This is a genomic window from Enterobacter sp. SA197, assembly GCF_054131575.1.
Map to the genome: position 1 here is coordinate 4,402,072 of NZ_CP096393.1, position 13,713 is coordinate 4,415,784.

11 protein-coding genes and 2 tRNA genes are annotated in these 13,713 nt (G+C 50.8%); 2 read left to right on the top strand and 11 right to left on the bottom strand.

Translation table 11 applies throughout. The features are described 5' to 3' along the window. Positions 1–72: 72 nt before the first annotated feature. The 4 genes from infB to M1D91_RS20580 all read right to left on the bottom strand — a co-directional run bounded on the left by infB (position 73) and on the right by M1D91_RS20580 (position 5,038). Positions 73–2,760, bottom strand: a complete 2,688-nt coding sequence (gene infB / locus M1D91_RS20565) for a translation initiation factor IF-2 (protein ID WP_437431736.1) — start codon at positions 2,758–2,760, stop codon at positions 73–75. Positions 2,761–2,784: 24 nt separating this feature from the next. Then, positions 2,785–4,272 (bottom strand): transcription termination factor NusA, encoded by a 1,488-nt coding sequence (nusA, locus tag M1D91_RS20570; protein WP_437431735.1) that lies wholly within the window; start codon positions 4,270–4,272, stop codon positions 2,785–2,787. A 28-nt stretch (positions 4,273–4,300) separates the two neighbouring features. Beyond that, the gene (gene rimP / locus M1D91_RS20575; protein ID WP_437431734.1) at positions 4,301–4,753 is read right to left on the bottom strand and encodes a ribosome maturation factor RimP; all 453 of its coding nucleotides are present in this window, start codon (positions 4,751–4,753) and stop codon (positions 4,301–4,303) included. A gap of 208 nt (positions 4,754–4,961) precedes the next feature. Continuing rightward, positions 4,962–5,038: transfer RNA gene (locus M1D91_RS20580), tRNA-Met, on the bottom strand. A gap of 381 nt (positions 5,039–5,419) precedes the next feature. Between M1D91_RS20580 and argG the strand changes: the two genes are divergently transcribed. Next, positions 5,420–6,763 carry an argininosuccinate synthase gene (gene argG, locus M1D91_RS20585; RefSeq protein ID WP_437431733.1) on the top strand — a complete coding sequence of 448 codons (1,344 nt, stop codon included), beginning with the start codon at positions 5,420–5,422 and terminating at the stop codon, positions 6,761–6,763. Between the two features lie 143 nt (positions 6,764–6,906). Here the strand turns inward: argG and M1D91_RS20590 are convergent. From M1D91_RS20590 to rlmE, 6 genes are all read right to left on the bottom strand, one after another. Further along, positions 6,907–6,993 (bottom strand) — tRNA-Leu (locus tag M1D91_RS20590). A gap of 11 nt (positions 6,994–7,004) precedes the next feature. Continuing rightward, positions 7,005–7,337 (bottom strand): preprotein translocase subunit SecG, encoded by a 333-nt coding sequence (gene secG / locus M1D91_RS20595; RefSeq protein WP_437431732.1) that lies wholly within the window; start codon positions 7,335–7,337, stop codon positions 7,005–7,007. Positions 7,338–7,564: 227 nt separating this feature from the next. Further along, positions 7,565–8,902 carry a phosphoglucosamine mutase gene (gene glmM / locus M1D91_RS20600; protein ID WP_437431731.1) on the bottom strand — a complete coding sequence of 446 codons (1,338 nt, stop codon included), beginning with the start codon at positions 8,900–8,902 and terminating at the stop codon, positions 7,565–7,567. Then, a complete protein-coding gene (gene folP, locus M1D91_RS20605) occupies positions 8,895–9,743 on the bottom strand; it encodes a dihydropteroate synthase (protein ID WP_437431730.1) in 849 nt (282 codons plus the stop codon). Before folP ends, glmM begins: the two co-directional genes overlap by 8 nt. 93 nt (positions 9,744–9,836) lie before the next feature. Continuing rightward, complete coding sequence (gene ftsH / locus M1D91_RS20610) at positions 9,837–11,768, bottom strand: ATP-dependent zinc metalloprotease FtsH (protein WP_437431729.1); 1,932 nt, start codon at positions 11,766–11,768, stop codon at positions 9,837–9,839. A 55-nt stretch (positions 11,769–11,823) separates the two neighbouring features. Then, positions 11,824–12,453 carry a 23S rRNA (uridine(2552)-2'-O)-methyltransferase RlmE gene (gene rlmE, locus M1D91_RS20615; protein WP_437431728.1) on the bottom strand — a complete coding sequence of 210 codons (630 nt, stop codon included), beginning with the start codon at positions 12,451–12,453 and terminating at the stop codon, positions 11,824–11,826. 121 nt (positions 12,454–12,574) lie between these two features. Here rlmE and yhbY point away from each other — a divergent pair, with 121 nt between their 5' ends. Next, on the top strand, positions 12,575–12,868 hold the full coding sequence (gene yhbY / locus M1D91_RS20620; RefSeq protein ID WP_437431727.1) for a ribosome assembly RNA-binding protein YhbY: 294 nt from the start codon (positions 12,575–12,577) through the stop codon (positions 12,866–12,868). Positions 12,869–13,020: 152 nt separating this feature from the next. Here the strand turns inward: yhbY and greA are convergent, their stop codons facing one another. Then, a complete protein-coding gene (greA, locus tag M1D91_RS20625; RefSeq protein WP_437431726.1) occupies positions 13,021–13,497 on the bottom strand; it encodes a transcription elongation factor GreA in 477 nt (158 codons plus the stop codon). Between the last annotated feature and the right edge of the window lie 216 nt (positions 13,498–13,713).

Sequence of the window (13,713 nt, forward strand, 5' to 3'; positions counted from 1 at the left end):
GGTGGCGCTCCGCTTACCCGGCCGACATATTTCCACTTCAGGTTTTAAGCGAAGCTCAAAAGAAGCGGTGGATTAATCGATGCTGCGCTGGATTTCGATGATCTCGAACACTTCGATCATATCGCCAACGCGAACGTCGTTATAGTTCTTCACGCCGATACCACATTCCATGCCGTTACGGACTTCGTTAACGTCATCTTTGAAGCGGCGCAGGGATTCCAGCTCGCCTTCATAGATAACCACGTTGTCACGCAGAACGCGGATTGGGTTGTGACGCTTGATGGTACCTTCGGTAACCATACAGCCTGCGATAGCGCCAAATTTCGGTGATTTGAAGACGTCACGAACTTCAGCAAGGCCGATGATCTGCTGTTTCAGTTCCGGAGAGAGCTTACCGCTCATCGCCGCTTTCACTTCGTCAATCAGATGGTAGATGACGGAGTAGTAACGCAGATCCAGACTTTCAGCGTCAATCACGCGCCGGGCAGAAGCATCCGCACGAACGTTAAAGCCGACCAGAATAGCATTAGATGCAGCAGCCAGGGTGGCGTCGGTTTCAGTGATACCACCTACGCCGGAACCAATGATCTTCACTTTAACTTCATCGGTAGACAGTTTCAGCAGAGAGTCACTGATAGCCTCAACAGAACCCTGAACGTCCGCTTTCAGTACGACGTTCACTTCGTGAACTTCGCCTTCGGTCATGTTAGCGAACATGTTCTCAAGTTTAGATTTCTGCTGACGCGCAAGCTTAACTTCGCGGAATTTACCCTGACGGTACAGTGCAACTTCACGCGCTTTTTTCTCGTCACGAACAACCGTTGCTTCATCACCCGCAGCAGGAACACCGGACAGACCAAGGATCTCTACAGGGATAGATGGACCAGCTTCGGTAACTTCACGACCCAGTTCGTCACGCATTGCACGAACACGACCGTATTCGAAGCCACACAGAACGATATCGCCTTTATGCAACGTACCTTCGCGTACCAGAACGGTTGCAACCGGACCACGACCTTTATCCAGGAAGGATTCGATGACCGCGCCGCTCGCCATACCATTACGAATGGCTTTCAGCTCAAGAACTTCAGCCTGCAGCAGGATAGCATCCAGCAGTTCATCAATGCCGGTACCCGCTTTGGCAGATACATGGACGAACTGGCTTTCGCCGCCCCATGCTTCCGGCATGATGCCGTACTGGGAGAGTTCCTGCTTCACGCGGTCCGGATCGGCTTCTGGCTTGTCGATTTTGTTGACCGCAACAACGACCGGCACCTGCGCCGCTTTCGCGTGCTGGATTGCTTCGATAGTCTGCGGCATCACGCCATCGTCTGCTGCAACGACCAGAACAACGATATCCGTCGCCTGTGCACCACGAGCACGCATAGAGGTAAATGCGGCGTGGCCCGGGGTATCCAGGAAGGTGATCATACCGTTGTCAGTTTCAACGTGGTACGCACCGATGTGCTGAGTAATGCCGCCCGCTTCACCGGAAGCCACTTTCGTTGAACGAATGTAGTCCAGCAGAGAGGTTTTACCGTGGTCAACGTGACCCATGATGGTCACAACCGGTGCACGCGGCTCTGCCGCCACACCCGTATCACGGTCGCTCATTACCGCTTCTTCCAGCTCGTTCTCACGACGCAGGGTGACTTTATGGCCCATCTCTTCAGCAACCAGCTGTGCGGTTTCCTGATCGATAACCTGGTTAATGGTCGCCATGGCGCCCAGTTTCATCATCGCTTTGATGACCTGAGAACCTTTAACGGCCATTTTGTTAGCCAGTTCGCCAACGGTGATGGTCTCGCCAATCACAACATCACGGTTAACAGCCTGCGCTGGCTTCTGGAAGCCCTGCTGCAGAGAAGAACCTTTACGCTTGCCGCCTTTACCGCCACGAACGGCAGCGCGGGCCTCTTCACGATCGGCTTTCGACTCAGCATGTTTATTGCCTTTCTTCGCCGGGCGCGCTGCTTTTGCATTACGGCCACGACCACGACCGCCTTCAACTTCACGATCGTTTTCATCTTCCGCCTGGCGAGCGTGCTGAGAAGTAGTGACATGATAATCGCTCTTATCTTCTTCCACTTTCTCTTGCTCAGCCCAGACGCCAGCATTTTCTTCAGCCATACGGCGCGCATCGTCAGCAACACGGCGAGCTTCTTCTTCAAGCTTACGACGTGCTTCTTCTTCAGCTTTACGTTTCAGCTCAGCAGCTTCCGCTTCGCGGCGGGCTTTTTCAGCATGGGCGGTTTTGGTCATATCGTCGGTTTGTTGATTGCTCACTTTATCTTTTTCCGCAGCTTCACGTTTCGCCTTCTCGGCGGATTCACGTTTCGCTTGTTCTGCGGCCTCACGTTCAGCTTTTTGTTGCGCCTCGCGTTTAGCAGCTTCTTCTGCTTCACGACGGGCCTGCTCTTCCGCTTCACGCTGCGCCTGCTCTTCCGCGGCAAGGCGTTCTGCCTCTTGCGGATCGCGTTTTACAAAGGTGCGTGTTTTGCGGACTTCGATTTGTACCGATTTACTCTTTCCACCGGTACCTGGAATATTGAGAGTACTGCGCGTTTTACGCTGCAATGTCAATTTGTCCGGCGCAGAACCGTTTTCACGGTTCAGGTGCGCCAGTAAAGTCTGTTTCTCTTGTGCGGATACAGAGTCATTCGCAGACTTCGGGATACCTGCATCAGCAAATTGCTGTACCAGGCGATCCACGGAGGTCTGTATCTCTGCAGCCAGCGATTTTACGGTTACATCTGTCATGCTGTTCCTTCCTGCTACAGTTTATTACGCTTCGTCACCGAACCAGCAAATATTACGGGCTGCCATGATCAGCTCACCGGCTTTTTCGTCGTTCAACCCTTCGATATCAGCCAGATCATCAATGCCCTGTTCGGCGAGATCTTCCAGCGTACAAACACCACGGGCAGCCAGTCTGAAGGCCATTTCGCGATCTAATCCTTCCAGATTCAACAGATCGTCAGCTGGTTTGTTATCACCAAGGCTTTCTTCCTGGGCCAGTGCCAGAGTGGTCAGTGCGTTTTTAGCACGCTCGCGCAGCGCTTCAACGGTAGCCTCATCAAGGCCGTCGATTTCCAACAGTTCTTTCATTGGCACATAGGCCAACTCTTCGAGCGTGGCAAAGCCTTCTTCAACCAGTACAGTCGCGAAATCTTCATCGATATCGAGATATTTGGTGAAGGTATCAATGGCTGCGTGTGCTTCAGCCTGATGCTTAGCCTGCAGGTCATCAACGGTCATGACGTTGAGTTCCCAACCACTCAATTGCGAAGCCAGACGGACGTTCTGACCGTTACGTCCAATTGCCTGTGCCAGGTTACCGGCTTCAACGGCGATATCCATGGTGTGCTTGTCTTCATCAACGACAATCGAAGCAACATCCGCTGGCGCCATCGCATTAATCACGAACTGTGCCGGGTTGTCGTCCCACAGGACGATATCAATACGCTCACCACCCAGTTCCGTAGAAACCGCCTGTACACGCGCACCGCGCATGCCTACGCAAGCACCTACCGGATCGATTCGTTTATCATTGGTTTTGACTGCGATTTTTGCGCGAGAGCCCGGATCGCGGGCGGCTGCTTTAATCTCAATCACTTCTTCACCAATTTCCGGTACTTCAATGCGGAACAGTTCGATCAGCATTTCCGGTTTTGAACGAGTGACGAACAACTGCGCACCACGCGCTTCCGGGCGCACGGCATATAGCACACCACGAATGCGGTCGCCCGGACGGAAGTTCTCACGCGGGAGCATATCTTCACGCAGGATGACGGCTTCAGCATTGTTGCCCAGATCGAGCGTAATGTTGTCGCGGTTAACTTTCTTCACCACACCGGTGATGATTTCGCTTTCATGCTCGCGGAACTGGTCAACAACCATTGCACGCTCAGCTTCGCGAACCTTCTGTACGATAACCTGTTTTGCCGTCTGGGTTGTAATACGGTCAAAGGTTACCGATTCAATCTGATCTTCAACATAATCACCAACGTTGAAGCTTTCGTCTTCATAGCGGGCGGCTTCAAGGGTGATCTCTTTAGTAGGCTGGGTTACTTCTTCGACAATAACCCAACGACGGAACGTGTCGAAATCGCCGCTTTTACGGTCAATGCTGACGCGCACGTCGATTTCTTGCTCATATTTTTTCTTGGTTGCTGTAGCCAGAGCACTTTCCAGCGCTTCGAAAATTTTCTCACGCGGCAGCGCTTTTTCGTTAGAAACAGCTTCAACAACAGCCAAAATTTCTTTGTTCATCGGGGGCCTTTCACCTCAATCCAGACTGTTAAAAGTGGGGGACCAGGTTCGCTTTCTGAATGTTGCTCAATGCGAACACTTCATCTTTACCTTCGACCGTAACGGTGATCATCTCGCCATCGACACTTTTGATAATGCCCTGCCACTTACGACGGTTTTGTACCGCCATACGCAGGACCAGTGTCACTTCGTTGCCCGTAAAACGCTCGTAGTGTTCCGCCGTAAATAAAGGACGCTCAAGACCTGGTGAGGACACTTCCAGGTTGTAAGCTACCGTGATGGGATCTTCAACATCCATCACTGCACTGACCTGGTGGCTTACATCAGCACAATCTTCAACAGTGATGCCATTTTCACTATCAATATAGATGCGCAACGTAGATGTGCGACTACGCACAAATTCAATGCCAACCAGTTCATAGCCCAGTGCTTCGACTGGTGCAGTGATCATCTCTGTTAATTTTTGCTCTAATGTGGACAAGCCCACCCCCAAGACATAAAAAAAGGGCATATAGCCCAGTTATTTCGTAGTCAGATAACAAAAAACCCCGATAAATCGGGGCTTTAAATAACTGAACCCTAAAGTCGCAACTGCGACCTGGAGAACCTTCCGGGAGTATTTTTTTCAAATCCAGCGACGAAGGCATAAAGTCTTCATAGTATATTTGAAAAAGAACACTTCGGGAAAGTGGTTGCGGGGGCCGGATTTGAACCGACGACCTTCGGGTTATGAGCCCGACGAGCTACCAGGCTGCTCCACCCCGCGCCTGAAACGTGGCAAATTCTACTCGGTTAGCAGAAGATTTGCAAATAATGCTGGGATTTGGTACCGAAGACGGGACGTAAAATCAGCGTCTATTATATTGATAAACCTCAGTCACTGTCAACCACATGCAGTTTGCCCGTTATGCGCATGGTTTAAGAATCACCTGACCAGGCGCCTTGCTCATTATGCAACGGTAATCCATGCTAATTTAGCACTGAAAATAGTACTCTTCTCTTCCTGTCGCCGTTAAAAGATGTTTAAATGAAAACTCATTTATTTTGCATAACCATTCACTAATATTCTTATCGTGGCTGGTTTAAAAACATCATGGCGTGGCTGTTAAGTCTCTCTCCATAGGTTTATCAAGCAGGGATTTATTTTATGACGACAATTCTCAAGCATCTGCCGGTAGGTCAACGTATCGGTATCGCTTTTTCAGGTGGACTGGATACCAGCGCAGCGCTGCTGTGGATGCGCAAAAAAGGTGCCGTTCCTTACGCCTATACCGCGAATCTGGGTCAGCCGGACGAAGACGACTATGACGCCATTCCTCGTCGTGCGAAAGAATATGGCGCGGAGAATGCCCGCCTGATCGACTGCCGTAAGCAGCTTGTAGCTGAAGGGATTGCTGCCATCCAGTGTGGTGCATTCCATAACACAACAGGTGGCCTGACCTATTTTAACACCACGCCATTAGGACGTGCGGTCACCGGAACGATGCTGGTTGCGGCCATGAAAGAGGATGGCGTTAACATTTGGGGCGACGGTAGCACCTATAAAGGCAATGATATCGAGCGTTTCTACCGCTATGGCTTACTGACCAACGCTGAACTGAAAATTTATAAACCCTGGCTCGACACCGATTTCATTGATGAACTCGGCGGCCGTCAGGAAATGTCCGAATTTATGATTGAATGTGGTTTCGACTACAAGATGTCTGTTGAAAAAGCATACTCCACCGACTCAAACATGCTCGGCGCGACCCATGAAGCCAAGGATTTAGAGTTTCTGAATTCCAGCGTTAAAATCGTTAATCCGATCATGGGCGTTAAATTCTGGGATGAGAACGTGAAGATCCCGGCAGAAGAAGTCACCATCCGTTTCGAGAAGGGCCATCCGGTGGCGCTGAATGGCCAAACCTTCAGCGACGATGTTGAACTGATGATGGAAGCTAACCGTATTGGTGGCCGTCATGGTCTTGGCATGAGCGATCAGATTGAAAACCGTATTATCGAAGCGAAAAGCCGCGGTATTTACGAAGCCCCGGGGATGGCGCTGCTGCACATTGCTTATGAACGTCTGCTGACCGGCATTCATAACGAAGATACGATTGAGCAGTATCACGCGCACGGTCGTCAGTTAGGCCGTCTCCTGTATCAGGGTCGCTGGTTTGACTCTCAGGCACTGATGCTGCGTGATGCGCTTCAGCGTTGGGTAGCAAGCGCAATTACTGGTGAAGTCACACTGGAACTGCGTCGTGGCAATGATTATTCCATCCTGAATACGGTCTCAGATAACCTGACCTACAAAGCAGAACGTCTGACGATGGAAAAAGGTGAGTCCGTCTTCTCGCCAGACGACCGTATTGGTCAGTTGACCATGCGTAACCTGGACATTACCGATACCCGTGAGAAGCTGTTTGGTTACGCTCAGTCGGGCCTGCTTTCCGCTTCTTCAGCAACAGGGCTACCGCAGGTAGAGAACCTGGAAAATAAAGCAAAGTAAGCTTTAAACAAAAACTGGAAAGCCGCGAAAGCGGCTTTTTTTTGGCCTGTAAGTGAGCGGCATTAACAATGCGTTGAACAGGTGCGGTTTGCTAAATGACAGGCAAAAAAAAGACGCTTTTCAGCGTCTTTTTTTCGGAATATTGGTACTGAGGATGGGACTCGAACCCACAAGCCCGTTAGGGCACTACCACCTCAAGGTAGCGTGTCTACCAATTCCACCACCTCAGCACGACTACTTCTTATTTAGGGATATCACTGCTCGGCTGTACCGGAGCGGCTGGCTGACTTTGCTCGACTTTAGCCGGCGCATTCAGCGTTTCCCATTCACTTCCTTTATTGGTTTTGTTGGTATTGATGTTGCCCAACACCAGGCTGATGATGAAGAACAGTGTGCCCAGAATACCTGTTGTACGGGTCATGAAGTTACCAGAACCACTTGAACCGAACAGCGTACCCGAAGCGCCTGCACCAAATGAGGCTCCCATATCAGCGCCTTTACCTTGTTGCAGCATGATCATACCAACCAGGCTAATTGCCACAATAAGGAAAATAACTAAAAGAGCTTCGTACATAATCAACCTGTTCCTTGCGGTGTTGCCGCATCTCAATGCTTCAAACCAATTAAAGCGGGGCTGTTAGCGTTTCCCACTAGAAGCGGGTGTGAATACTAACCAAAGCGAATGACCTTCGCAAGGGCAATTTTAGCGCATTGTATCAAGTGCGGAAAAAAACAGCAAAAACGCTTTGTTTGCGCATAAAAAAGGCGGCAAAAGCCGCCTTTTTAGACACTTAACTTAGGTTAAACGGCCTTAACGGCATCGGCAATACGGTTTGCATAATCCACAACCAGAGCTTCGTCCTCACCTTCGACCATAACGCGAATAAGGGGCTCGGTTCCGGATTTTCGCAGCAGAACGCGACCACGATTTCCCAGAGCCGCTTCCACTTCAGCCGTAACAGCTTTTACGGACTCGGTTTCAAGCGGATCGTCGCTGCCTGCGGTGTAATGTACATTTACCAGAATCTGCGGAAACATTTTCATTCCACTACACAGGTCATGCAATGTCATGTGGTTACGTACCATTGCGGCAACGACTTGCAACCCGGCAACAATGCCATCACCCGTCGTGGTTTTATCGAGCAAGATGACATGCCCGGAATTTTCTGCACCAATGCGCCAGCCTTTTTCCTGCATCTTCTCCATGACGTAACGGTCGCCCACTTTTGCGCGGGTAAAGGGAATGCCCAGCTGTTTTAACGCCAGCTCAAGCCCCATGTTACTCATCAACGTCCCGACAGCGCCGCCACGTAGTTGCCCCTGACGCAACCCTTCACGCGCGATGATGTAGAGGATCTGATCGCCATCGACCTTATTTCCTTCATGATCGACCATGATGACCCGATCGCCATCGCCGTCGAAAGCTATCCCAAGATCGGCTTTCTCTGCAACAACACGAGCCTGTAAGGCGCGAACGTCGGTCGCCCCTACCTCTTCATTGATGTTGACGCCATCTGGCTCGCATCCCATAGCAATTACCTTCGCACCGAGCTCACGGAACACGCTCGGCGCAATGTGGTACGTCGCACCGTTGGCGCAGTCGACAACGATTTTGAGAGCATTGAGGTTTAGCTCATTTGGAAAGGTGGCTTTGCAAAATTCAATGTAACGACCAGCCGCATCAACGATACGGCTTGCTTTGCCAAGCTCTGCAGAATCCACGCAGGTGAGCTCTTTTTCCATTTCGGCTTCAATCGCTTCTTCGACCGCATCCGGTAATTTCGTGCCGTCGATGGAGAAGAACTTGATGCCATTATCATAAAACGGGTTGTGTGAGGCAGAGATAACGATACCGGCTTCAGCACGGAAGGTGCGGGTCAGGTAGGCCACAGCCGGCGTCGGCATAGGGCCTGTAAACGAAGCAGACAGTCCGGCAGCTGCAAGCCCAGCTTCCAAAGCTGATTCAAGCATATAGCCAGAAATACGGGTGTCTTTGCCGATAATGATTTTGCGTGAGCCGTGCCGTGCCAGCACTTTGCCCGCCGCCCAGCCTAACTTTAATACAAAATCGGGGGTGATCGGGGCATCGCCCACGCGACCACGAATGCCATCGGTACCAAAATATTTGCGATTACTCATAGCGTTTCTTTTCCTTCGCTGACAATGTGGCTTCGACCACCCGCATGGCTTCGACCGTCTCTTTTACATCATGAACCCGAATAATATGCGCGCCCTGCATCGCCGCAATCACGGCACAGGCCAGGCTGCCGTTTAGTCGCTCTGTAGGTCCTACGTTCAACAACTGACCTACCATCGTTTTACGCGACATTCCAACAAGCAGCGGTAGGTCAAAATGATGAAATTCAGCCAGACGGGCGAGCAGCGCATAGTTGTGGGAGAGATTCTTACCGAAACCAAATCCCGGGTCGAGCAACAATTTCTCTTTTGAGATACCCGCCTGTTCACAACGTGCAATCTGGTCAATAAAGTACTGGTTTACCTCAGCGAAGACGTCCTTATAGCGAGGTGCCTCCTGCATCGTCCGGGGCTCTCCCTGCATATGCATCAGACAGACGGGCAAACCGGTTTGCGCGGCTGCTTCCAGCGCCCCCGGCTGTGACAATGAACGAATATCATTGATAATATGAGCCCCAACCCTGGCTGATTCTTTGATCACTTCAGGTTTGGATGTATCCACTGAAATCCAGACTTCAAAACGTTGAGCAATAGCTTCAACCACCGGGATAACCCGCTCCAGCTCCTCTTCTACGCTGACATCCGCCGCGCCGGGTCGGGTCGATTCCCCGCCAATATCAACAATCGTAGCGCCTGCATTGATCATCAAATTAGCGTGCTTCACCGCATCAATCAGCGTGTTGTGTGTGCCACCATCCGAAAATGAGTCTGGCGTAACATTCAAAATTCCCATTACGTGCGGATGCGAAAGATCGAGGGCGGTGCCCTGTGCATGAAGTTTCATGGTTGAACCTGGTTTAATAAGTCAAAAAAGAAAAACCCCGGAGCATGCACCCCGGGGTTTCATCAGCAGAACCGATCATCAACAGCGGGTAACTTATTTATCACCCAGCTGTTCTGACATCGTATTACCTGGATTCGGCGTACGTGGTTCATCAACAGGACGTGGCGCACGAGGCGTACCATTACTGTCAGAATTGCTGGTACCGGGATCTTCCCAGCCAGCAGGCGGACGAACGTCACGGCGCGCCATGAGATCATCAATTTGCGGAGCATCAATGGTCTCGTACTTCATCAGCGCATCTTTCATCGCATGCAGGATGTCCATATTGTCATTCAGGATTTGACGAGCACGAGCATAGTTACGCTCGATAAGCGATTTCACTTCCTGATCGATGATACGCGCTGTTTCATCGGACATATGTTTGGCTTTCGCTACAGAACGGCCCAGGAAAACTTCACCCTCTTCTTCCGCATACAGCAGCGGACCGAGTTTGTCAGAGAAGCCCCATTGAGTCACCATGTTACGCGCCAGGTTAGTCGCCACTTTAATATCGTTGGACGCACCGGTAGAAACATGTTCCGCACCGTAGATGATCTCCTCTGCCAGACGACCACCGTACAGGGTCGAAATCTGGCTTTCCAGCTTCTGACGGCTGGCGCTGATAGCATCGCCCTCTGGCAGGAAGAAGGTCACACCCAGCGCACGACCGCGTGGAATAATCGTCACTTTGTGTACAGGATCATGTTCCGGTACCAGGCGACCAATAATGGCGTGGCCTGCTTCGTGATAAGCCGTGGACTCTTTCTGCGCTTCCGTCATCACCATGGAGCGACGTTCCGCACCCATCATGATTTTGTCTTTCGCTTTCTCGAACTCAACCATCGATACCACACGCTTGTTTCCGCGCGCAGCAAACAGGGCTGCTTCGTTTACCAGGTTCGCCAGATCGGCACCGGAGAAGCCAGGCGTACCACGTGCGATGATCGCAGCATCAATGTCCGGAGACAGTGGGACGCGACGCATATGCACTTTCAGGATTTGCTCACGACCGCGGACATCCGGCAAGCCAACCACAACCTGACGGTCGAAGCGGCCTGGACGCAGAAGCGCAGGGTCAAGCACGTCCGGACGGTTAGTCGCGGCAATCACGATAATGCCTTCGTTGCCCTCGAAACCATCCATCTCAACCAGCATCTGGTTCAGCGTTTGTTCACGCTCATCATGACCGCCACCCAGGCCCGCACCACGCTGGCGACCTACGGCGTCGATTTCATCGATAAAGATGATGCACGGCGCCGCTTTCTTGGCCTGTTCGAACATGTCACGCACACGAGATGCACCGACACCAACAAACATTTCCACAAAGTCAGAACCGGAGATGGTAAAGAACGGCACCTTCGCTTCACCCGCGATAGCTTTTGCGAGCAGGGTTTTACCTGTACCCGGAGGGCCGACCATCAGAACGCCTTTAGGGATTTTACCACCCAGCTTCTGGAAGCGGCTTGGCTCACGCAGATATTCAACGAGCTCACCCACTTCTTCTTTTGCTTCGTCACAGCCTGCAACGTCAGCAAAAGTGGTTTTAATCTGATCTTCAGTGAGCATACGCGCCTTGCTCTTACCGAACGACATGGCACCTTTGCCACCGCCGCCCTGCATTTGGCGCATAAAGAATATCCAGACCCCAATCAGCAACAGCATCGGGAACCAGGAGATAAAGATGGAAGTCAGCAGGCTAGGCTCTTCCGGCGGCTCGCCAACCACTTTGACGTTTTTAGTCAAAAGGTTATCAAGCAGTTTCGGATCGTTAACCGGGATGTAAGTCGTGTAACGGTTACTATCTTTCTTGGTAACGTTGATCTCACGTCCGTTGATACGCGCTTCGCGAACCTGGTCCTGATTGACCTCTTGCAGGAAGGTAGAGTAATCCACCTTACGGCCATTAGACTCGCTGGGCCCAAAGCTCTGGAATACTGACATCAGCACGACGGCAATGACCAGCCAGAGTATTAGGTTTTTCGCCATGTCACTCAAGGGATTAACCTCATATTACAACTGTGTTAAAAACAGCGGCAGGTTACTATAGTTTTCGCCCGGTCGCTACAATGTACACTTCGCGTGAACGGGCACGAGAAGAGTCCGGCTTACGAACTTTCACCTTCGTAAACAGAGAGCGAATTTCTCTTAGGTACTCATCAAATCCTTCGCCCTGAAACACTTTCACTAAAAAACTACCGCCTGGTGCCAGCACATCCCTACACATTCCCAGTGCCAGTTCAACCAGGTACATCGACCGGGGAATATCAACTGCCGGGGTACCGCTCATGTTTGGTGCCATATCAGACATGACAACTTGTACTTTATTGTCACCGACACGATCCAGTAACGCTTTAAGGACTAATTCATCACGAAAATCGCCCTGGAGGAAGTCCACACCAACGATTGGATCCATAGGTAAAAGATCGCAAGCGATAATGCGGCCCGTCCCACCGATTTGCGTCACGGCATATTGAGACCAACCGCCGGGCGCAGCGCCGAGATCGACTACGGTCATTCCCGGCTTAAAAAGTTTGTCACTTTGCTGTATTTCATCAAGTTTAAACCAGGCACGGGAACGTAACCCCTTTTTCTGTGCCTCTTGAACATATTTATCGCTAAAGTGTTCCTGAAGCCAGCGACTCGAGCTGGCAGAACGCTTTTTACCTGTCATTTAACATTCCGTCCGGGTTCATCATATACAGCAACGTAAAATTCCACGCAGCGATTTGGTGATATTAGGGAGATGGCGGTAGAATGACCCGTTTTCAATCCCAACGTAAGCAAAATATACGATGAATCTTAGTACTAAACAAAAACAGCACCTGAAAGGTCTGGCACATCCGCTCAAGCCAGTTGTTATGCTTGGCAACAATGGTCTGACCGAAGGGGTGCTGGCCGAGATCGAACAAGCGTTAGAGCACCATGAGCTTATCAAGGTCAAAATCGCTACCGAAGACCGCGAGAATAAAACCCTGATCGTGGAAGCTATCGTGCGCGAAACCGGCGCCTGTAATGTACAGGTCATCGGTAAAACGCTGGTGCTTTATCGTCCTGCTAAAGAGCGCAAAATCTCGCTACCGCGCTAAGGATATCCTTAATTGAACACAAAATCTGTGTAAAACGAGGGGTTTTCGACAGTAGACGAGCAAAATGCCATGCTCATGGAGTTGTTAAAAGGCCGCCATGCGGCCTTTTTCTTTTCTTTACAATACGTCAACAATCAACGAACGCGAAGCGATTACAGGTATTCAACCTTGATAATTTCAAATTCAACATCACCGCCAGGGGTACGGATATTAACGACATCGTCCTGTTCTTTGCCGACCAGACCGCGGGCAATCGGCGAGTTCACTGAAATAAGATTTTGCTTAAAGTCAGCTTCATCATCGCCGACGATACGGTAAGTCTGCTCTTCATCGTTGTCGAGATTGAGCACGGTAACCGTTGAGCCGAAAATAACGCGTCCGTTGTTTGGTATTTTCGAAATATCAATGACCTGAGCGTTAGACAATTTTGCCTCAATATCCTTGATTCGACCTTCGCAGAAACCCTGCTGTTCGCGTGCTGCGTGATATTCAGCATTCTCTTTCAAGTCGCCGTGTTCACGGGCTTCCGCAATGGCGGCAATGATTACCGGGCGACGCACGGACTTCAGATGGTCCAGCTCTTCACGAAGTTTTTCGGCACCACGTAAGGTCATCGGAATAGCTTGCATTTGTATACCTCTTAAACATTCCTGTAGGGAGCAGTTGTTCCGCCCCGGTTGCTATGTCTGACCAAAAAAAGCTCACAGCCCCGGGTCAGAAGCAAAAGAAAACTGACCCGGGGACAAAGCTCCAGGTCAGCGACAATTTTTCAATTTGATACGCATTTTAACCGGAAGTTCACTATGGGTCATCGTTTACTTTCCGGGTCGATGCACCGTAGTATG